Source organism: Streptomyces coacervatus (assembly GCF_029223485.1).
Lineage (GTDB): Bacteria > Actinomycetota > Actinomycetes > Streptomycetales > Streptomycetaceae > Streptomyces > Streptomyces coacervatus.
In genome coordinates, this window is sequence record NZ_JARHTP010000007.1 from 479056 (window position 1) to 499608 (window position 20553).

The window sequence follows — 20553 nt, forward strand, 5'->3', positions numbered from 1 at the left end:
CATCCACCGCACCCGACGGACGGCGCGCGGCACATCCGCCGACGCGCCATGCCGCCATGCCCGCACGCGTACCGAAGGAACGACATGCCGCTGACGACCGCGCCGGACACCCTTCCCACGACCACCGCCACCGCGATCCTGAACCTGCTCCTGCCCCACCACCGCACGACCGACCAGACCCGCGCCACCGCGGAGGCGTTCCCGCACCAGCTGCGCCAGATCACCGACTTCGTGCGGGCGGGCGCACCGATCGTCTTCACACTGCCCGGCTTCCCCTGCAAATCCCCCAACCCGGCCAAGGTCCTCGGTCACCTCCCGGACATGGGCGAGCGACTCTCCCTCACCTTTCTCGACACCCTGTGCACGGAGATCGAGCGCATCCATCCGCCCGGCGCCCGCATGCTGATCTGCTCCGACGGCCACGTCTTCGGCGATCTGATAGGCGTCCCCGACACCCGCATCGACGCCTACGCGGACGAACTGCGCACCCTCATACGACAACTGGGCCTGCACAGACTGTCCGTCTTCGACCTGCGCGACGTCCTCGGCGACCTCCCGCACGAGACGAAACGCGCCCACGTCCACAAGCGCTACGCCCCCACCCTGGACGCCCTGCGCGACGAGATCCGCACGGACGCCCCCACCCTCGCCCTGTACCGCGGCATCACCCGCTTCCTCGTCGAGGACACCGCCGACCACGAAGGCACCCGCTCCGCCCTCCAACGCGCCTGCCGCAAGCGCGCGTACGGCGTGATCCAGCGCAGCCGGGCGTGGGGCGAACTCATCGCCGATCACCACCCCCACTCCGTACGCCTGTCCATCCACCCCCAGCCGATCGGCGCCCCCAAGTTCGGCATCCGCCTCCTCGACACCCCCGACGTCTGGACCACCCCTTGGCACTCGACGGCACTGCACCGCACCGACGGCACCTGGACGCTTCTGACCGGGGCCGAGGCTGCCGTGCGGGGCCGCCTGATCCATCGTGAAGGCCGGCCCAGTCACTTCGCGGAGCGGAGACACGACGCAGGGGTGACCCCGGAAGCCGGGACCACCCCTGCGACGTCACTGCGTCAGCCGCAGTCGCGCACCTTGATCGTGTAGATGCCGCGGCCATGGGTGGCGGCGTACAGGGTGCTGCCGTCGGGGCTCAGCTTCAGCTGGAGCACGGCGACGGCCGGGAGGTCGCCGACGCGCTGCCACGTCGTGCGGCCCGGCGCCCGGTAGACGACGCCGAGGTCGGTGGCGACGGCGAGGCCGCCGTTCGGCGTGACGACGGCGGAGTCGGTCGGCACGTCGGGAAGGTTCTTGGAGATGTCCTTCCAGGTGGTGCCGCCGTCCGTGGACTCGAAGACATGGCCGACGCCGGCGCCGGGGCCCTCGGTCCAGTGCCGGGAGAAGCCGTTGACCGCGAGGAAGACGTGGTCGGCGTTCTTCGGGTCGACGGCGAAGCCGCTGAGGTAGCGGTTGGGCACGGCGCCGTCCGCCCCCGTGCTGGGCAGGGTGATGTCGTGCCAGCCGGTGCCGTCCGCGTTGCCGACGGAGATGCCACGGGCGAAGCCCTGGTTGTTGCAGGGGCCGCACCAGGCCGCGTACACCTTGCCGCCGGAGGCAGCGACGGCGGTCGCGGTGCGGCCGGCGCCCAGGTCGTACACGCTCTTCCACTCGGAGCCGCTGCGGATGGCGTACCCGTGTGTCTGCACCCAGACGTGGCGGCCGCCCGCGATCCACGTCGAGCTGTCCTTCGCGTCGGCCGCGAGCGGGGCGATGAAGCGGGCCTCGCTGGTGGCGTTGTCGGCCGGGGCGACGTTGTAGGAGGTGGCCTTGCTGGGGTCGCTCGCCCAACTGCCGTTGTTCACCGCGCAGTTCTGGGTGATCTGGACGGCGAGGTAGACGTATTCCTCGGCGATGTTGCACCCGTTGGCAGGGTCGGTGAGCGTGTCACCGCCGTCGCCGCCGAAGTTGGAGCCCATCACGGTGTCGTTGCTGCGCAGGACGGACTGGCCGTTGTCCTGCAGACCGCCGGTCACCGAAACCCCGCCGTACGCCAGGTCCTTGCCGACGCCCACCGAGTAGTACTGGAGGGTGTCGATGGTCCCGTCGTTCAGCGAGGTCCAGTCGGTGGCATGCCCCGAGGCGTCCTGGGAGCCGTCGACCGGCCGCTTGTAGACGCCGCCGTCATTCCCGACGTACACGAAGCTCTTGCCGTGGTAGCTGCCGATCGCGACGCCGTGCTGGTCGGAGTGGGTGGTCGGGTTGCAGTCGCCGGTCTGCTTGGCCGGGTCGACGGACCAGCAGGGGAAGGTGAAGTTCCAGTACGGGCCCACGGTCGACCAGGTGCTGCCGCCGTCCTTGGTCTCGTAGACCTCTTCCAGGCCCGCGTACACGTGGTCGGCGTTGGCCGGGTCGACGGCGAGGAACTGGTTGTACCAGGCCTGAACGCCCGGCATGTAGCCGCTGGTGGTCAGCGCCGAACCGTCGGCGGACAGGCCCTTGTAGTCGGCGATCTTCGTCCAAGGGCCGGTGGGGGAGCCGGACTTGGAGACGAAGATGCCCTCCAGGCCGCTGTCCGGGTTGGTGCTCAGCTGCTCGGGGGACTCGTCGACGGCGTAGTAGCGGGAGCCGTCGGCGGAGCGGGCGAAGGTGACGTTGCCGACGTTGTCCGCGTCGGCCGGCAGGTCGCCCAGGCCGCCGGTGATCCGCGTCCAGGTGCCGTCCGCGCCCTTGGCGTAGAAGCCGTTGTAGTCGTCACCGCTGCGCCAGCCGACCGCGAGGACGACCTTGCCCGGGTCCTTGGGGTCGATCGCGATGTCATTGGCGATGTTCTTGTACGCGGCCGAGGCGTCGCTCGCCTTCGAACCACGCGGCAGATAGTCGGGGTTGGGCGCGAACTCCAGCTTCCAGGCGCCCTTCAGCGTCTTCGTGGAGTGGCTCCACACGCCCTCGCTGGTCGCCGCCCACACCTTGCCGCCGCCGAAGCGCAACTCGTGGATGGTGGTGGACTCCAGCTCGTCGCCGCCGACCCGGCTTCGGGAGGAGAAGGTGCCGTGGTGCGGGCGGGACAGGACGTAGACGCCGCTGCCGAGATAGGCGTCGGCATTGGTGGTCGCCTCGCCGGTACCGAGCCACAGCCGTCCGGCGCCGTCCAGCGCGAGCGCGCCGGTGGACTGGGACGACAGCCGGTCGCTGATCGGCTGCCAGTGCCCGCCGCCCCGCTTCGACCGCCAAACGCCGCCGCCCGCGCTGCCCGCGTAGACGTATCCGTCGTCGTCGGCGGCGAGCGCCGCCATCCGGCCGGTCACCTTGCCCGAGCCGCCGCTGGAGTTCGAGTCGATGTCCCGGTAGCGCGGGTCGTCGGAGTTGTACGGCAGGTCGGTGACGTTGCGCCAACTGCCGCCGGTGCTGGGCAGGTTGGCCAGGTCGCCCCACGCAGCACCGTAGGCGCCCGGGGCGACGATGCCGGGCGAGGTGCGGGCCTCGGCGTACTGGTCGGCGCCCTCGGCTATCTCGTCGGCCTCGTTGCCGTCGTCACCGTCCTCGCCCTTCAGGCTGGGGCTCATGGCACCCACCGACTGCGCGCGTTCGGCCGCGAGCCGGGCGAGCGTCCGGGCCCCGAAGGGGCTGTTGTCGTGGCCGGGTGCGGCGCTCGCGGGTATCGCGAACAGTGCGGCGGTTGCGGTGATGGCGCAGGTCGTGAGCCATCGTCTTCTCCGGGTTGGTGCTGACACCAGATCCTCCCAAGCGGGCTTTCGTACGGCCGTCGCAGGGACCTGATCACGGGCGGGAGGCAGTGTCCGGCACTTGGACCGCCCTTGACCAGAACCTGTCACTTCGGGACGTGTGCAGGTGGATCGCGGCGGGGTTCTCGCCCGGACATCCGGGCGAAAGGTGGGCGTGGTAGACAACGACCAAACGGGTGCGGGGCGTTGACGACAGGAGTGGGTGGCCGTGCTGCTGAGGACTTTTCGCTGGGCGTTCCTGTTCACCGCGCTCGGTCTGGGCGCGGGCGTGCTCTACGGCGGCTGGGCCGCTCTCGGCATCGTGGCGATCCTCGCGGTCCTGGAGGTCTCGCTGTCCTTCGACAACGCTGTCGTCAACGCCGGGGTCCTGAAGAAGATGAACGCCTTCTGGCAGAAGATCTTCCTCACGGTCGGCGTGCTCATAGCCGTCTTCGGCATGCGGCTGGCCTTCCCGGTCGTCATCGTCGCGATCACGGCCAGGCTCAACCCGTACGACGCGGTCCACCTGGCCCTGACCGACAAGGACCGCTACCAGCAGCTGGTCACCGACGCGCACCCCGCCATCGCCGCCTTCGGCGGCATGTTCCTGCTGATGATCTTCCTCGACTTCATCTTCGAGGACCGCGACATCCAGTGGCTGCAGTGGCTGGAGCGCCCGCTGGCCAGGCTCGGCAAGGTCGACATGCTGGCGGCCTGTATCGCCCTGACCGTCCTGCTGATCACCTCCTACACCTTCGCCGCGCACGCCCACCAGCACGGTGGAACGCATGCCGACAAGGCGCAGACCGTGCTCGTCTCCGGCATCGCGGGTCTCGCCACCTATCTCGTCGTCGGCGGCCTGTCGGGCTTCTTCGAGAACCGGCTGGAGGAAGAGGAGGAACAGGAGGCGGAGGCCGCGCGCACCGGCAGGCAGCGCTCCGCGACGGCACTGGCGGGCCGGGCCGCGTTCTTCACGTTCCTCTACCTGGAAGTCCTGGACGCGTCCTTCTCCTTCGACGGCGTCATCGGCGCGTTCGCCATCACCAACGACATCGTGCTGATGGCACTGGGCCTGGGCATCGGCGCCATGTATGTCCGCTCACTGACCGTGTACCTGGTCCGCCAGGGCACCCTCGACGACTACGTCTACCTGGAGCACGGCGCGCACTACGCGATCGGCGCGCTGGCCGTGATCCTCATGGTCACCATCCAGTACCAGATCAACGACGTCGTCACCGGCCTCGTCGGCGTCGTCCTGATCGGCTGGTCCTTCTGGTCCTCCGTCCGCCGCAACCGGGCGCTCGCGGCCGCCGAGCCGGAGACGGCGACGGCCGAAACGGTCCGTATCCCCTAGGTCAAGGGCTGGTCATCGATGGGGGACGGGGCCGGGACGGGGCGTATGCTGTGGGCGGTTTGACCAGACACCTCGTTCGGTGAGGCGTCTTCACGGACACAGGCCACTGATCCCACCCGTCGAGAGACGCTCCGGATCAGGACAGGTCTCCCCGGCCCAAGGGGTGACCCCAAGTGGCTTCCCCCGCGGGGGGATTACGCCGTGGAGTGCCAAAGCTCTGACGAGTTGGGGTGTGCCGGGCCGTATGCCGCCCGGCTGCCCCTTGCCGTGCGACCGCGACGCCCTGTGCGCGGCCGGGACCGGGAGGGAGGCGACATGGACAGTAGTCCGGGCCATAGTCGGCCCTTCTTCGTGTTGTCCGCGCCGTCCTTCTGCGGCCCGGGGCAGCTCGTTCTCCCCTGAATCGCGCTCATCCGCCCTGCGCAGGCCATGTATTGGCGTGTGCGCGTGTGCGTGTGCGCCGCTGTGCGGAAGACCGCTGCCGTGGGCCGCCCGATGCCCCGCCATACCGGGGCAAGGGGGTGTTCACCTTGGCTGCCCACACTCTGCTCATGTCCACCTCGGCCCGCCTGCGCGACCGCAGGGTCCATCTGGAGCGCCGTGCCACTGCCTCCAAAGCGGTCCGTACGTCCTTGGTGTCGCTGGCCGGTCTGACCGGCGGCCCGGTCACCAACCAGGCCGGTGAGGAGGTCGGCCGCGTCGTCGACGTCGTGGCCCGGCTGTACGGCGAGGAGTCGTACCCGCCGGTGACCGGGCTGATCCTTCGCATCGGCCGGCGGCGCACCTTCCTGGCCGCCGACGCCATCGGCAAGGTGCACGCCGGGCACGTCCGGCTGAACACCGCCCGTGTGGACCTGCGCGACTTCGCCCGCCGCCCCGGCGAGGCCCTGCTCGCCAGAGACGTCCTCGACCACCAACTCGTCGACGTCGACGGCATCCAGGTCACCCGGGCCGCCGACCTCTACCTGGCCCCCCTGGTCGACCGCGTGGTCCTCGTCGGCGTGGACGTCTCCCTGCCCACGCTGCTGCGCCGGCTCGGCCCGCGCCGCTGGCAGGCACGCCCGACCCCGGAGCGCGTACTGGACTGGCAGGCCGTGGCTCCCTTCGCCGAACAGGCCACCGAGGGCCCGCCGGAGGTACGGCTGCGTGCCTCCCGGGGTGCCTTGCACCGGCTGCGCCCGGCCGACCTGGCCGACCTCCTCGAAGACCTCGGCCGCGCCGAACGGCAGCAGCTGCTGGGCTGGCTGGAGCCGGAGCAGGCCGCCGACGCGCTGGAGGAGATGGAACCGCACGAACTGGAGAACCTCCTGCGCGAGGCGAAGCCGGAGCACGCCGCCCGCCTGGTGGACGAGATGGAGCCGGACGAGGCCACGGACGCCCTGCGCGACCTCACCCACGAGGAACGCGAGAACCTGCTCACCCGCATGCCCGCCACGGAAGCGGCTGAGCTGCGGCGGCTGCTGGCCCATCGGGAGGGCACTGCGGGCGGCGCCATGACCACCCTGCTGATCACCGCCCGCCGGGACCAGACAGTCGCTCAGGTACGGGCCCAGCTGGCCGAGCAGGCCGAGCACCGTACCGAGATCGATGCCGTCGCGGTCGTGGACGAGGAAGGCCGCCTGGTCACCGACATCGCGCTGTTCGACCTCGCCGTGGCCGAGGACACGACCCCGGTGGCCGACCTGGTCGCTTGGCGGGCGCAGTTCGGTCCGCCCGTCACCGTCCGTCCGGACACCGCACTGACCGAGGCCGCCGAAGAACTGGTCGACGCCCGTGCCTCCTCGCTGCTCGTGGTCGACGACGGCGACCGCCCGCTCGGCCGGATCCTGGCCGACGACCTGCTCGACGCCCTGCTGCCCGAACGCGGGCGCCTGCACTTCCGGAGGTTCCTGCAGTGACCCGCGACCTCGGCACCGCCACTGCGGCTCCGCGGACGACCCCTGTGCGCCGCACCGGATGGCGCCGCATCACCATGATCGCGGCGGTCGCCGGCCCCGGCCTGGTCGCCGCGAACGCCGGAAACGACGCCGCAGGCATCGCCACCTACGCCTCCGCGGGCTCCCAATTCACGTACGGCACGCTGTTCTTCATGGTGCTGGTCACCATCGCCCTGGTGATGGTCCAGGAGATGGCCGTACGCCTGGGCGCCCACACCGGCAAGGGTCTCGGCGCCCTGATCCGCGAGCAGTTCAACCTGCGTCTGACCGCGCTCGCCGTCTTCTGTCTGCTGCTCGCCAACACCGGCCTGGTCGTCAGCGAGTTCGCGGGCATCGGCGCCGCCTTCGAACTCCTCGGCGTCCCCAAGTGGGCGGTCATCCCGCCTGCCGCGATGCTGCTGTGGGCACTGGTCCTGTTCGGCTCCTATCACTGGGCCGAACGCATCTTCCTGATCATGTCGCTGGCCTTCTTCGCGTACCCCGTCGCGATGATCCTCGGCCACCCGCACTGGGCCGACGTCGGCCATCACCTCGTAGTCCCGCACATGGAGCCGAGCAAGGACTTCATCCTGCTCGCGGTCGCCCTGATCGGCACGACGGTCAGCCCGTACATGCAGTTCTACGCCGCCGCAGGCGTCGTGGACCGAGGTGCCAAGCCCGCCGACTACCCCCTCATCCGCGCCGACGCCGTCCTCGGCGCGGTCTTCGCCTGCGTCATCAGCCTGACGATCATCATCGCCACTGCCTCCGCGATCGGCGGCACGGGCCCGCTCGACTCCGCCGCCCAGGCAGCTGAGGCGTTGAAACCCGTCGCGGGCCAGAACGCCGAACTCCTCTTCGCCCTCGGCCTGATTGGTGCCTCTGCCCTGGCGGGCGCGGTGGTGCCGCTGTCCGCCAGCTACGCCATAGGAGAAGCGGCAGGCGTGGAACGCTCCGTCTCCCGCAGCTTCCGCGACGCCCCGCTGTTCCTCGGCCTGTTCACCGCCCAGATCGTCCTGGGCGCCACCGTGGCCATGACCCCGATCGACGTCATCCAGCTGCTCATCGGCACCCAGGTCCTGCAGGGCCTGATCAGCCCGATCGTCCTCGTCTACCTCCTCGTCCTGACCAACCGCCGCTCCGTCCTCGGCCCGGCCGCCAACAGCCCGCGCTACCGCATCGCCGCCACCGCCGTGGTCGTGGGCGTCGCGAGCATGTCCACCATCCTGCTCGTCCAGACCGTCCTCGGTTGGTTCGACCTCGGCTGATCCGGTCATCCGGTGTCAATTCCCCTGGGTTTGGGCGGAGTTGCACCAATGGCATTGACTGGTGTCGACTGGTATTGACATGCCCATGTTTGCGGAGCAGAGTGTCGGCGTCCTTCAGCACGTCCTGCACGATGTTCGGTTCGGCCGGGCTCCGCCCGCCCTCATGGCGCGGACGTGTACGAGGCATGCTCCCGACCCCGCTTCGCGACGCACCGATGCCGGACGTGCCCCTTCTGCGAAAGGGAACGGATCATGTCCCTGGCGTCACTGCTGCACCGTCTGGCGAGACCGAGCCTGTTGAGACCCGGCCTGGTGACGACGGCCCTTGCGGCCGGCGCGCTGGCCCTGTCGACGACCACCGCCGGCGCCGCGCCCGCCCTCACTCAGATCAGCGCCGATCCCTACACCAACTCCACCAGCCAGCACGCCACCGAGGTCGAGCCGGACACCTTCTCGTACGGCTCCACGATCGTGTCCGCCTTCCAGGTCGGCCGGTTCACCGACGGCGGCTCCTCCAACGTCGGCTTCGCGACCTCCACCGACGGCGGCGCCACCTGGGCCAAGGGATTCCTGCCGGGGATCACCACCCAGGCGGGCGGCACCTTCCAGCGGGTCAGCGACCCGTCGGTGGCCTACGACGCGAAGCACAACGCCTGGCTGATCTCCAGCATCCCCATCACGTCGTCCGTCGCCGTACCGGAGGTCTTCACCAGCCGCTCGACCGACGGCGGGCTGACCTGGAGCAACCCCGTGGTCACCGCGACGGGTTCCAGCCTCGACAAGAACTGGATCGTCTGCGACAACACCGCCACGAGCGCCTTCTACGGCAACTGCTACACCGAGTACGACAACAACGGCGACGGCGACCGCATCAAGATGACCACCTCCTCCGACGGCGGTCTCACCTGGGGTGCCTCGAAGAACACCGGCAACAACGCCACCGGCCTGGGCGGGCAGCCCGTCGTCCAGCCGAACGGCACGGTGGTGGTCCCGATCTCCAATGCCTCGGAGACCGCGATCCGCGCCTTCACCTCCACCAACGGCGGCAGTTCCTGGACCAGTGCCCGCACCGTGGCCACCGTCAGCACCTTCACCGTGCGCGGGGGTCTGCGCAGCGGCCCGCTGCCCTCCGCCGAGATCGACGCCGCCGGGAAGGTGTACGTCGTCTGGCAGGACTGCCGTTTCCGCGCGAGCGGGGGCTCCTGCACCGCCAACGACATCGTGATGGCGACGACCACCAACGGCACCGCCTGGTCGTCGGTGACCCGCATCCCGATCGACGCGACGACCAGCACCGTCGACCACTTCATCCCCGGCCTCGCGGTCGACCCGGCCACCTCGGGCTCCACCGCGCACCTTGCGCTGACGTACTACTACCACCCGACCGCCAACTGCACCGCCGCCACCTGCCAGTTGGACGTCGGGTACGTCTCCTCGACCAACGGCGGCGGCACCTGGACGGCGCCCACCCAGCTGGCCGGTCCGATGACCCACTCCTGGCTGGCGAGCACCACGCAGGGCACCATGGTCGGCGACTACATCTCGACGTCCTTCTCGGGCACAACCGCACATCCCGTCTTCGCCGTCGCCACCGCCCCCAGCGGATCGGTCTTCAACGAGGCGATGTACACGCCGACTTCGGGCCTCACCGCGGCCGCCGGCACCGCCGCCGTCACGACCGCCACCGCACGCGACAACGCCTTCTCGGCCCGCCTGGCCGCGATCGCCTACGCGCAGTGGCTGGCCAACGGCGGCACCGAGGGCGGCGAGGACAGCCCCTGACCGACAGCCCTTGATCGCAACGGCACTCAGAGCCAGTCCCGCCGCTTGAAGATGGCGTACAAACCGGTGCATACGACCGCCATCAGCAAGATCGCGAAGGGATATCCGAATACCCAGTGCAACTCCGGCATGTGCGTGAAGTTCATCCCGTAGATCGTCCCGACCAGCGTCGGAGCGAAGAGAATCGCCGCCCAGGTTGCCAGTAGTTACGACGAGTCACTGCTGCGAGGCTGCCCACGAGTGCTGCGATGAGTCCGCGGTCGTCAGCTCACAGCCTTCAAGACGGGTGTGGCATGGGCTTGCCGCAGTCAGTAGGGAGGAGGTTGTTTCCCGAAAAGCCCCAGAACGCTGGCACTGCCGGCAGCCACTCTTTCGGCTCTATGCAGAGTGTGGGGGGCGAGGTGCCGGCTGGGGCTCGTGCATCGGTGGTCCGCCTTGAACGAACGGCAGCGCACGCTGCTCGAACGGCTTGAGGCCGGTGAGGAGCCTGGAGCCTGGGCGACGGGTGACTGGCCTTCGGCTTACGCCCTGCGGGACCGTGGGCTCTTGATCGTCAGGCGCGGTGGCGGCGGTGCTGTGCGAGGGGAGGTCACCGAGGCCGGCCGGTTCTACCTTCAGCATGGCCGCCATCCGGACGCTCCGGCGATTGCAGGGAGCGGTGCTCCGTCGCGTCCGCCGAGGACTTCGGACGTCGACGACATGACCAAGTTCTGTGGCGAGCGGGTGCGTCTCGTCGCCGTGTGAACGGCTTGGGTGCATGCGTTCCGTCACAGAACCGCTCGAGACGCCGTTCGATACCAGACCATAAAGAACAAGCTGATTCAAGAGGTTCATACGGCACACCTCCGCAACGGCACACGCTGGGGGTTGGGTGTGGGGGTCAGCGGTGTGGATCGGTGATCTCCCGCAGCGCTTCCAGGGCCTGTCTCAGCTGCCGGGTGCGCCCGGGGCCCAGGTGGGCCGTCCATTCTCGCTGGATGTCGCGGACGACGGGCAGGCTGAGTTCGATGAGTTCGTTGCCCTGGGCGGTGATGGTGACCAGTCGGGCTCGTGCGTCGCGCGGGTCAGGCACCCGCCGGACGTATCCGGCCCGTTCGAGCTGGTCGACGATCGATCCGATGGTCTGCTTGCTGACCTGTGACGCCTCGGCCAGCTTGGCCAGCCGCGAGCCTTCCGGCCCGATCCGCTGGAAGACCCGTGCCTGGGTGAGCGAGATGTCGTGCCCGGCAGACTTCAGGGCGGCCATCACGGCCGACTCCATGAAGCGGTACGGGATGAACATCAAGAGTCCCAGGTTGAGCTCGTCAGCGTCGTCGTCAGTCATGTCTCCATCATTGCAGAAGGTCCGAATCTCGTACTAATGTGGTCCGAAATTCGGACTTTTGGAGGTGTCATGGGCGACTCGGACTCTTACTGGTCCGCTGTCCGCGCGACCCGTCTGCGGATCGCCGACCTGCCGGAAGAACTCACCCCGGCCGAATGGGAGCAGGAGTCACTGTGCCGGGGCTGGCGTGTGCGGGACGTTGCGGGACACCTTGCCCTGGTCCCTACCGTCACCACCTGGGACATGGTCGCGGTCGCACCGCGTGCGCGGTTCAGCCCCGACCGGATCAATACCGTGCTGGCCCGACGGCACGGCTCCCGCGATCCCGCAGACCTGGTCGCTGTGATCCGCAGCCACGCCGACACCCGGCGGACGGCGAAGGTGTTGGACACCCGTAACGCGCTGTTCGACGCGATCGTCCACGGCCAGGACATCGCCCTCCCGCTCGCTCGAGAGTTTCCCGTCCCAGCCGAATACAGCCGCGAAGCACTGCGCAGGGTTTGGGCGATGGGCTGGCCGTTCCACGCCGAGCGCCGCCTGGCCAGCTTCACTCTCCAGGCGACCGACACCGACTGGGCAGCGGGAGAAGGACCGGAGATCGCCGGACCAGCCCTGGCCCTGCTGCTGCTCTCGACCGGACGCACCGCCTGTCTGGACACCCTGCAGGGCGACGGCGTCGACCAGCTCAAGTCCTCGCACGCAAACCGCTGAGACATCCGCTCGCACGAGAAACGGAGCATCTGATGCGTCGACCATCGGCATGGCCCTCTGCGCAGTGCTCGCCGTACTCGACCTGGCGGGCATCGTCGGCCTGTGGCAGCACCCTGGGCCACCACCCGGCGTTGTTACCACCGGCACGTTGCTGGGAGGCGTCACCCTGGGCGCCTCCCGGCCCGCCAGCCGGGACAACATCCGCGCCCTGCGCGTCGTCGTCGGCTCGCGGGTGATCTCGGCTCTGCTCGGCCGCTCCGCCTCAAAGGTTAAAAGGCAAGTTGAGAGCCTGTTTCCGATCCCGCAGTTCGTCCCCCATGCGTATTGAGCCGTCCTTCGCGTCTTGCTGACTGTCGGTGGGCAATAGACGCGAAGGGCTGCCGTCGGCAGGCGTGAGCCATCACACTATGAGACTCATCAAGCGACGCTTCGTAATCGGGGGGCTCATGCAGGTCGAGGAGTCCATGAACCACGGACCAGGGAAAACCGGTCCGGGCCGCGTGCTCCAAGTGCTGTTGTCCATCGGCTTCGATCCCGAAGTGGATCCCGAACCTGCTGAGAGGCTGACGCGTCAATTGCGGGCTGAGATCGCCGAGTTGGACATCGAGTCGGTTGGCCCGGCGCGTGCCGGGTCGGGTCCTAACGGGGCGAAGGGCGCCGACGTTGTCACGCTGGGGGCGGTCGTCGTCGCATTGAGCGCATCCGGTGGAGTGTTCACCGCGCTCATCGAGACCTTGCGTGACTGGCTTGGCCGGCACTCCGCACGGCATCGCGTCTCGCTCACCATCGATGGCGACACGATCGAGCTGGAGCGGGCGTCCGCCGCCGAGCGGCGAGATCTGGTCGATGCGTACGTCCGTCGTCACACGGGCGAGTAACCATGGGACGCCGACTGGCGCTGCTGATCGCCACCTACGACTACCAGGACACCGGGCTGCGACAGCTGACCGCTCCAGCCCACGACGCGGAGGCTCTCGCCATGGTCCTGAAGGACCCCGGCATCGCGGGCTTCGAGGTCACCACGCTGATCAACGAGCCGCATCACCGGGTCGGGGCTGCCATCAGCGATCTCTACCGCGACCGGCGGCGCGATGATCTCACGCTGCTTTATTTCACCGGTCACGGCCTGAAGGACGACGACGGGCGTCTGTACCTCGCGATGACCAACACCCTGCGCGACAGCCTGCTGTTCACGTCGCTGGCGGCCGAGCAGATCGACCAGGCCATGTCCGCCTGCATGTCCCGTCAGAAGGTGCTGATCCTCGACTGCTGCTACAGCGGTGCCTTTCCGTCCCGACGGATCGCCAAAGCCGACACCGCTGTGCACGCGCTGGAGCCGTTCCAGGGCCAGGGGCGGACCGTGCTGACGGCATCCGACGCCGCGCAGTACTCGTTCGAGGGCAATCAGCCGCACGGCGAGGCCGCGCAGTCGGTGTTCACCCGCTACCTGGTGGCCGGCCTGCGGGACGGCAGCGCCGATCTCGACGGCGACGGAAACATCACCCTCGACGAGCTGTACAGCTACGTCCACGACCGGGTCGTCGACGAGATGCCCCAGCAGAGGCCGAAGAAGCTGGACAACGTCGAGGGCCGCATCGTCGTCGCCCGGAACATCAACTGGACGCTGCCGGCACACCTGCGCAATGCGCTGGCCAGCCCGATCGCCACGGACCGTCTCTCCGCTCTGGACGGACTCGCCCACCTGTACCGGATCGGCAACGACCTCGTGCGCCAGCATGTCGCCGGCGAACTCCAGCGCCTCGCAGACGATGACAGCCGGGCCGTGTCGGCCGCGGCCGCGACGCAGCTGCAGGCAATCCACCCGCAGGTGCCCGAGAGCCCCTCCAAAACCACGCCCCAACCGGCTCCGAAGCCGGCCCGCACGCCGCCGTCGGAGCTGCCGAGCGAGGTACAGGCCACGCCGCCCACCATCGTGCCCACCACAGCACCATCACGAAAAGAGGAAACCGGCGTACGGCCGGACGAGGACCTGGCCGCCCCGCCAGCCGCCCGAGGGAAGCGCGTGGCAGGCCGAACCGCCACGCTGCTGGCCTCCATCGTCCCCGGTCTATTGGCGATCCTTGCTGCCGCGCTGTTGATCACAGGAACCATTCAGGAAGGCCACTCCGACGGCTACTTCACCTACGGAGATCCACCCTGGAGCGTGTTCTGGTACGTCATCACCATGGCCGTGGTATCGCTGGCCGCGGGGATCTGTGTGCTCCTGCCGCGGACGAAAGCGCTCATAGGACCCGGCATCCTGCTCGGCACGGCGGCAGCCTCGGTCTGGGGTCTGGCCTACCTCTTTCTAGTAGTGGGGGGAAACTTCCCCCCACTTTGGGAATCGGCCTATCGACTGGAACTCGTCGGCCATGTGGCTTTGATCATCGGTGCCGGATACACGAGGTCCGTACTGAAAAGGAGCCGGGCTGTTCGCTTCGAGTTCTGGCGACCGACGAGTCTGCCGACACGGGCCACGGCCGTCGTGGCGGGGGCGAGCGCGGTCACTGGCGCGTTGCTCCTGTTCCACGAGCGGTCAACAGCGCGCCCGCAGTTCTACTACAGCTATGCCACCCATATGGGCTGGTGTTACCTGGCGGCCGCTGCGCTGGCGGTCGGTGTACCGGTGTGCGCCGCCGCACTGGTCCCCCGGCGCTTCGGGCTCTCCCTTCTTCTCGGCTGGGCTGGGGGCGCGTTTGCCATCGCCTTGAACGTCTACGAGGCAGCTCCCTACGAAGACAGGCCGTATCTCAACATGATCGCCTTCGCGTGCACGTTGCCATTGCTTGCGGCCACCGGGGTGGTCATGGACCGGTCGCACGCCAGAGAACCTGACGTAGGACGCCGCGATGAACACGCCGGACGAGCGGTGACCGGACTGATGGACGGTTCGGAGGAATGACCGGTCAGGCGGCTTCCGGCACTACGTAGCCGTGGGCGACGTCACAGCGTTCGGCGGGACGGTTCTTGCAGCGGGTGAGACGCCGGGTCATCAGCGTGATTGCCGCCCACGTGATCAGCGACTCGCTCATCTCGGCCTCGGTGTCCTATCTCTGACCCATGGTGCAAAGTTAGCCGTCGACCCTCTGCCCGTCCCCTTTGCACCGTGGGTCAGGGATAAGAGACCGGAGCCGAATAGGTCGCTGTCCGACAGCGGGCACGGGCGAGGAGCAGTCGGGCTCGGCCCGGAAGCGACGGCAGAGCAGCGCGCGGATGCTCTCCTAACGCAGGTGACGGCTCTGCAGACGGAAGCCTGCGTCTCGGCGAGAGCCTGGCGGCAGAGGAGTAAGCAGCTGTTGTCTTACCGAACCTCATGGCGGCGTTTTCGCTGGTCAGGCATAAGGGCGGTGGTTCCGTGGGAGCGGTGGCCTGTCGTGTCGTCGCTCCCCGGGAGGTCGCGGCTGCCGTCGGTTGTTGGACTAATGGAACAGCACGAGCTCACCGCTCGCTGTCGAGTCGACGGACTGTGTGAGGAGGCCGACGCATCCAGGCTGGCCGAGCTGGCCGCGGCCGAGCAGAAATGGCAGGAGTGGGCGATCATCCGCGGTCGGGTCGACACGGTGCTGACCCCGGACGATGGCATCACCGCCGAGGCGGAGGTCACCGAAGATCCGCGGGATACGGACCCGCTGTCGGGGCCCCGGATGTGGCGAAGCCAAAGTCACAGGTGCCGGTGTGGTGCCAGGGCCTCGTCACAGTCAGGCCGAATCACCGGGCTCACCGTCCACGTCTCCCAACCCCCGAACGCCGGCCCGGACTGGACGGTTAGCCGCAGGGTGTGGGGTCGGCCCGGAGAGCCGTTGCTTGAGCAAGTTTGCGCGCGATAGCAGTGGTGTTTCTGTGAGCGGCTACTCGGAGCCGACGGTCTCCAGCAGGAGGTGGAAGTCGTGGGCGGCTTCGGCGGCGAGGTCGAAGGCGGGCATCGGCCGGCCGAGCGCGGCGACAGCAAGGCGGATGGTGAGGATTACCCGTTCGAAGTCCACGCCCGCGGCACGCGCGAGGTCGATGCGGACCGGCAGTGTCCGCTCCTCGGGGTGGGACGGCGATCCCCATTGCACGGGACGGTGCTCGCTGCTGGCGAGCGACGCCTCGATCTTGCGGGAGAGCGTGGACTTGCCGATCCCGCCCACACCGTGGAGCACGAGGATGTTACGGCGGGGAGCTTCCAGGTCCTCTACGTCGAAGTTCGCACGGGTCACGTGCCGTATGTGTTCTGCTAGGCCGGTCGTCACCGCTTGCCACTGTGCCTGCCGGTTCGTGAACGCCTCATCTGTGGCGATGCTCCGGTCGTTCGAGCTGAACAGCGTTCGAAGGTCCCGCCCCGCCACCGCTCCCCCTGACGATCAACTGGAGTCAATCTATGCTCCCTTGAGGGCAGGCTGACAAGTGCGCATTCAGGCATGGTCCGCAGGTCGCGCCTGGACCACGTAGTTGAGCACTGGAACCTCATCGCTGTCACTTGTGCGACTGCGCCACGGGCAGCGCGTTGCCCGTGGCGCAGGTGCAGTCCACTGAGACCGTGTCCCGATTACCGCCAGTCGTCCTACGCCCCAAGCGTGCGCCGTTTCCTGCGCAGCAGCAGTGCCTGTCTGGGAGAGCGGATTTCGGTCAATCCCTGCTCTCTACTTGGAGGTTGAGCGCATTGTCGCGTTTGTGATCTGGTGGTATTCGGAGTTCACCGTGATGATGCCCGCCGGATCGGCGAACGGGGGCGGCATGGCGTTGGGGTGGGGGCTGTGGGCCCAGGGACGGGCCGGGGGGAGGGGTGGTCGAGGGGCCGGCGGTGCCGATTCAGGCCGACGCCACGACCGCTCGTGCGGACCGTGCCGGCGAGGTGGACCCAACCTCTTCTGAGGTGACCAAGCTGCTGTGTCAAGCCGTCTATGCGCGTCCTGACCGAATGGGAGCGGTCAAGGCGTGGTGGCGCAAGTTCCGGGGCAAGGGCAAGAAGCCGAACAAGCCTCGACGCAGCACCCGTAGACGCATCTACCTGGAAGGCAGTGACGACTGCCCGCCGCTGGGCGAGCCTGTGGCGCAGTGGGCGGTGGACCACGTGCCGCACGGGCCGCCGCTGCCTGTTCCGTCGTACGGATTCGACCTGGTACCCGTGATGGCGCACAGTCTGCGTGCCCGGCGACGTCGGTGGGCTCGGCGCTTGGCGGTTCTGTTCTGGGCTGCCCTCGTGATGGGGTGCGTTTCTCCTTGAGGGAGCTGTGCTGTGATGGTCACGCTGCGGTGGTGAAGTTCTGCAACTCGGGCGGGACCCATCCGCAATCCCATCCCGCCGGCACGTGCGACGCCACCTACCCCTTCGGGACACACGTCGCACTGACCGCCACCGCCGCTCCCGCGTCATACATCACCTCGCCAGCCAGCCGCAGCCGGGCGGCGCCGGGATCGCGGGAGCGGGATCCCGCGGGTGCCGGCCCGGCAAGCAGCGCGCGCAGCGTCGGCGGGGGCGACACCCGGTGGCCGCCCTCCTCGTCCAGGGCCGCCAGCGCCCGGACCACCTGAGCCCAGCCGCCAAGGGTCTGGTCGGCTGCGCTCCAGGCCCCAGACGGAGCGGAAGTCGGGGGCGCGCACCACGGTCTCGTCGGCGAGCCGGGTCTTGCCTGCGCTGGCCGGCCCTGGCGGCAGCACCAGCCCGCTGCGCCCGACCCGCGGCCGCCAGCGGCCGCCAGTGCGTCGTCCAGCTCCGCCAGCAGCGGGCCGCGTCCGACGAAGGGGAAGACTTCCACGGATCGAGATTGGGGCGCGTGGGGGCGTAGCGTGGTGACGGTGGCGAGCCGCGCGGAGAGCGGAGCGGGGGTGCGTCTGGCGGAGCTGGTGGCCGCGCTCTCCCTGGGCGTGGACCTGGGCTTCGGCCAGCCGATGGAGCATGTGCTGCGCCAGTGCCTGATCGCGTTGAGACTGGCCGAGCGGCTCGGCCTGGACGACGACACCCGGATGGTCGTCTACTACACCGCGTTGCTGGTCAACGTCGGCTGCCACTCGGACGCGCACGAGCAGGCGAAGTGGTTCGGCGACGACATCACGCTGAAGGCCGGCAAGTACGCCTACGAGCAGCGCAGTCTGACGGGTGCGGCGGCGACGCTGCGGTTGATCGGATCGGGCAATCCGCCGCTGCACCGGTTCCGGGTCGGCCTGGAGTTCACGCTCGGCGGGTTCCGCGATATGAACGGGATGATCAGCTCGCACTCGGCGCTGGCCCGCGAGCTCGCCCTGCGGCTCGGTCTGCCGGACGCCGTGCAGGAGGCGGTGGCCTGTTCGTACGAGCAGTGGGACGGACGCGGCTGGCCGGGAGAGCTCAAGGGGGAGGCCGTGCCGCTGCCCTCCCGGCTCGCTCAGCTGTCCGAGTACGTCGAGGTGGCGTACCGGATCGGCGGGACCGGCGCGGCCACGGCGCTGGCCAGGCGTCGGGCGGGGACGCAGTTCGATCCCGGACTCGCGGCCGAGTTCTGCCGGGAGCCCGAGGAGATCGTGGGCGGACTGGACACGGCCCGTACCTGGGAGGCGGTGATCGGGGCCGAGCCCGCGCTCGGCGTGCGGCTCGGCGAGGAGGAGTTCGACGCGGCGCTGCTCGCGGTCGCCGACTTCGTGGATCTGAAGTCCCCGTACACGCTGGGTCACGGCCGTGCCGTGGCGGCGCTGGCCGAGGCGGCGGCGCTCGGGCTGCGGATGGATCCGGCCGAGGTGACGACGCTGCGCCGGGCCGGCCTGGTGCACGGCCTGGGCCGCCTCGGCGTCTCCAACGCGATCTGGGACAAACCGGGACCGCTGGGCGCGGGGGAGTGGGAACGGGTGCGGCTGCAGCCCTATCTGACGGAGCGGATGCTCCGGCAGTCCCCGGCGCTCGCCCCCCTGGGCGAGGTCGCCGTGCAGTACCGCGAGCGGCTGGACGGCTCCGGCTACCCGCGCGGGCTCGCGGGCGGCGCGATCTCCTGGCCGAGCCGGATCCTGGGCGTCGCGGACGCCTACCAGTCGATGATCGAGCCGCGCCCGCACCGGGCGGCGCTCCAGGCGACGGAGGCCGCCGCGCAGCTGCACGCCGAGGTCGCCGCCGGACGCCTGGACGGCGAGGCGGTCGCCGCGGTGCTCGCGGCCGCGGGGCACCGCACGCCGCGGCGCGGCGCCGGGCCCGCGGGCCTGACCACCCGCGAGATCGACGTGCTGCGGCTGCTGGCCCGTGGCTGCAGCAGTAAGGAGATCGCCGCACGGCTGGTGATCTCGCCCAAGACCGCGCGCAACCACATCGAGCACATCTACGCCAAGATCGGGACCTCGACCCGGGCCTCGGCCTGTCTCTTCGCGGTGCAGAACGGTCTGCTCTGAGAGCGGGGCCGGCTCCGGGAACGACGACGCGGACGACGGCGCCGAAGATGAGGCATCCGCCTCATGTGCCTGGCACGGCACGGGCTTAGCGTCGAGGCAGAACGTCGGACCGTGAATCGAGGCAGTCATGGGCGTCAGAAGCACACTGTTCGCGGTGACCTACGACCGGATGATGGCCAAGGCCGAGCGGCAGGGCCTGACCGATCTGCGTCGCCGGGTGATCGCCGAGGCCGACGGCCGGGTGCTCGAGATCGGCGGCGGCACCGGGGCCAACCTCGCCCTCTACGGCGAGGGCGTCGAGTCGCTGACGGTCACCGAGCCCGAGCCGGCGATGGTCCGCCGGCTGGAGCGGCACGTCGCGGAGCGGGCTCCGCGCACCACGGTCCTGCGGGCGCCGGCCGAGGACCTTCCGTTCGAGGACGACAGCTTCGACGTCGTCGTGTCCACGCTGGTGCTCTGCGGGGTGAGCGACCAGCAGCGGGCGCTGCGACAGCTCGGCCGGGTGCTGCGCCCCGGCGGGCGGCTGCTCTTCCTGGAGCACATGCGCTCGGAGGACCCGAAGGTGGCCCGCCACCAGGACCGGATGAACTGGCTCAACCGGCTGGTGGTCTGCTGCGAGTGCAACCGTCCGACGCTCGACTCGATCCGGGCGGCCGGATTCGTCGTCGACCACGTCGAGCGCCAGGTCTTTCCCGCGAGTCCGTCCTTCGTCGGCCCGGCCGTGCTGGGCAGCGCCCGGCTCCCGGCGGCGACCCCGTCCGGACGCGACACGGCCACGGCCGTGCCGGAGAAGGCCGCGGGCGGCTGACGGGCCGTGCGGCTCAGGAGTGGCGGCGCGGCTTTCCGTGCTTCGGGGCGACCTTCCTGGCGGTGGGCCTGACCCGGCCGCCGCCCTGCTGACCGAGCTGCGCCGCGCCGACCTGCTGGACCTGGACGACTGCGCCGTGGACGGTTCCCACGTCCGGGCCGTCAAGGGGGGATCACACCGGACCCTCGCCCGTCGACCGCGCCCGCCCCGGCTCGAAACACCATCTAATGGTGAGTCACGGGGTCGGTGAAGCCTGAAACACCACGGGGTCCCGAGCCCTCAGATCAGACGGGCTCACCGTCCCCGCCCCTGGATTCGAACAGCGGGCACCGAGCAAGTGGT

At 69.3% G+C, this 20553-nt stretch carries 18 protein-coding genes, 2 pseudogenes and 1 riboswitch; of the genes and pseudogenes, 13 read left to right on the forward strand and 7 right to left on the reverse strand.

The features are described from left to right. Positions 1-84 precede the first annotated feature (84 nt). Positions 85-1101: an L-tyrosine/L-tryptophan isonitrile synthase family protein gene (locus tag P2Q00_RS20235; protein ID WP_275773999.1), complete on the forward strand. Its 1017-nt coding sequence runs from the start codon at positions 85-87 to the stop codon at positions 1099-1101. Here P2Q00_RS20235 and P2Q00_RS20240 read toward each other — a convergent pair. Next, positions 1071-3725: a glycosyl hydrolase gene (locus tag P2Q00_RS20240; protein WP_275774000.1), complete on the reverse strand. Its 2655-nt coding sequence runs from the start codon at positions 3723-3725 to the stop codon at positions 1071-1073. The genes P2Q00_RS20235 and P2Q00_RS20240 overlap by 31 nt on opposite strands. A gap of 220 nt (positions 3726-3945) precedes the next feature. On the opposite strand from P2Q00_RS20240, the gene P2Q00_RS20245 reads away from it, so the two are divergent. From P2Q00_RS20245 to P2Q00_RS20260, 4 genes are all read left to right on the forward strand, one after another. Continuing rightward, positions 3946-5070, forward strand: coding sequence for a DUF475 domain-containing protein (locus tag P2Q00_RS20245; protein WP_275774001.1), 1125 nt, complete (start codon positions 3946-3948; stop codon positions 5068-5070). 64 nt (positions 5071-5134) lie between these two features. After that, a riboswitch (M-box (ykoK) riboswitch) is annotated at positions 5135-5307 on the forward strand. Positions 5308-5621: 314 nt separating this feature from the next. After that, complete coding sequence (locus P2Q00_RS20250) at positions 5622-6968, forward strand: magnesium transporter MgtE N-terminal domain-containing protein (protein WP_275774002.1); 1347 nt, start codon at positions 5622-5624, stop codon at positions 6966-6968. Next, complete coding sequence (locus tag P2Q00_RS20255) at positions 6965-8254, forward strand: NRAMP family divalent metal transporter (protein WP_275774003.1); 1290 nt, start codon at positions 6965-6967, stop codon at positions 8252-8254. The genes P2Q00_RS20250 and P2Q00_RS20255 overlap by 4 nt, the downstream gene beginning before the upstream one ends. A gap of 252 nt (positions 8255-8506) precedes the next feature. Then, positions 8507-10036: a sialidase family protein gene (locus P2Q00_RS20260; protein WP_275774004.1), complete on the forward strand. Its 1530-nt coding sequence runs from the start codon at positions 8507-8509 to the stop codon at positions 10034-10036. Between the two features lie 26 nt (positions 10037-10062). Here the strand turns inward: P2Q00_RS20260 and P2Q00_RS20265 are convergent. Continuing rightward, a pseudogene (locus tag P2Q00_RS20265) lies at positions 10063-10239 on the reverse strand (CorA family divalent cation transporter); the annotation flags it as partial. A 677-nt stretch (positions 10240-10916) separates the two neighbouring features. Next, positions 10917-11360, reverse strand: coding sequence for a MarR family winged helix-turn-helix transcriptional regulator (locus P2Q00_RS20270; protein ID WP_275774005.1), 444 nt, complete (start codon positions 11358-11360; stop codon positions 10917-10919). Positions 11361-11429: 69 nt separating this feature from the next. On the opposite strand from P2Q00_RS20270, the gene P2Q00_RS20275 reads away from it, so the two are divergent. From P2Q00_RS20275 to P2Q00_RS20290, 4 genes are all read left to right on the forward strand, one after another. Further along, positions 11430-12071, forward strand: coding sequence for a maleylpyruvate isomerase family mycothiol-dependent enzyme (locus tag P2Q00_RS20275; RefSeq protein ID WP_275774006.1), 642 nt, complete (start codon positions 11430-11432; stop codon positions 12069-12071). A gap of 49 nt (positions 12072-12120) precedes the next feature. After that, on the forward strand, positions 12121-12399 hold the full coding sequence (locus P2Q00_RS20280) for a hypothetical protein (RefSeq protein ID WP_275774007.1): 279 nt from the start codon (positions 12121-12123) through the stop codon (positions 12397-12399). A gap of 118 nt (positions 12400-12517) precedes the next feature. Then, entirely contained in the window at positions 12518-12949 is a 432-nt protein-coding gene (locus P2Q00_RS20285; protein ID WP_275774008.1) for an effector-associated constant component EACC1, read from the forward strand. Between the two features lie 2 nt (positions 12950-12951). Continuing rightward, positions 12952-14973, forward strand: coding sequence for a caspase, EACC1-associated type (locus P2Q00_RS20290; RefSeq protein ID WP_275774009.1), 2022 nt, complete (start codon positions 12952-12954; stop codon positions 14971-14973). Between the two features lie 4 nt (positions 14974-14977). Here P2Q00_RS20290 and P2Q00_RS20295 read toward each other — a convergent pair whose 3' ends face one another. Together P2Q00_RS20295 and P2Q00_RS20300 are read right to left on the reverse strand one after the other, a co-directional pair. Next, positions 14978-15103 (reverse strand): hypothetical protein, encoded by a 126-nt coding sequence (locus P2Q00_RS20295; protein ID WP_275774010.1) that lies wholly within the window; start codon positions 15101-15103, stop codon positions 14978-14980. Positions 15104-15919: 816 nt separating this feature from the next. Then, positions 15920-16270, reverse strand: a complete 351-nt coding sequence (locus P2Q00_RS20300; protein ID WP_275774011.1) for a P-loop NTPase family protein — start codon at positions 16268-16270, stop codon at positions 15920-15922. Positions 16271-16926: 656 nt separating this feature from the next. Here P2Q00_RS20300 and P2Q00_RS20305 point away from each other — a divergent pair. Continuing rightward, positions 16927-17277, forward strand: coding sequence for a hypothetical protein (locus tag P2Q00_RS20305; protein WP_275774012.1), 351 nt, complete (start codon positions 16927-16929; stop codon positions 17275-17277). A gap of 97 nt (positions 17278-17374) precedes the next feature. Here the strand turns inward: P2Q00_RS20305 and P2Q00_RS20310 are convergent, their stop codons facing one another. After that, on the reverse strand, positions 17375-17809 hold the full coding sequence (locus P2Q00_RS20310) for a hypothetical protein (RefSeq protein ID WP_275774013.1): 435 nt from the start codon (positions 17807-17809) through the stop codon (positions 17375-17377). Positions 17810-17849: 40 nt separating this feature from the next. On the opposite strand from P2Q00_RS20310, the gene P2Q00_RS20315 reads away from it, so the two are divergent. Further along, positions 17850-19403, forward strand: a complete 1554-nt coding sequence (locus tag P2Q00_RS20315; protein ID WP_275774014.1) for an HD domain-containing phosphohydrolase — start codon at positions 17850-17852, stop codon at positions 19401-19403. A gap of 127 nt (positions 19404-19530) precedes the next feature. Further along, on the forward strand, positions 19531-20211 hold the full coding sequence (locus tag P2Q00_RS20320) for a class I SAM-dependent methyltransferase (RefSeq protein ID WP_275774015.1): 681 nt from the start codon (positions 19531-19533) through the stop codon (positions 20209-20211). Between the two features lie 13 nt (positions 20212-20224). Here P2Q00_RS20320 and P2Q00_RS20325 read toward each other — a convergent pair whose 3' ends face one another. Then, positions 20225-20362 (reverse strand): hypothetical protein, encoded by a 138-nt coding sequence (locus P2Q00_RS20325; RefSeq protein WP_275774036.1) that lies wholly within the window; start codon positions 20360-20362, stop codon positions 20225-20227. On the opposite strand from P2Q00_RS20325, the pseudogene P2Q00_RS20330 reads away from it, so the two are divergent. Then, positions 20297-20441, forward strand: a pseudogene (locus P2Q00_RS20330) (IS5/IS1182 family transposase); the annotation flags it as partial. The gene P2Q00_RS20325 and the pseudogene P2Q00_RS20330 overlap by 66 nt on opposite strands. Positions 20442-20553 lie beyond the last annotated feature (112 nt).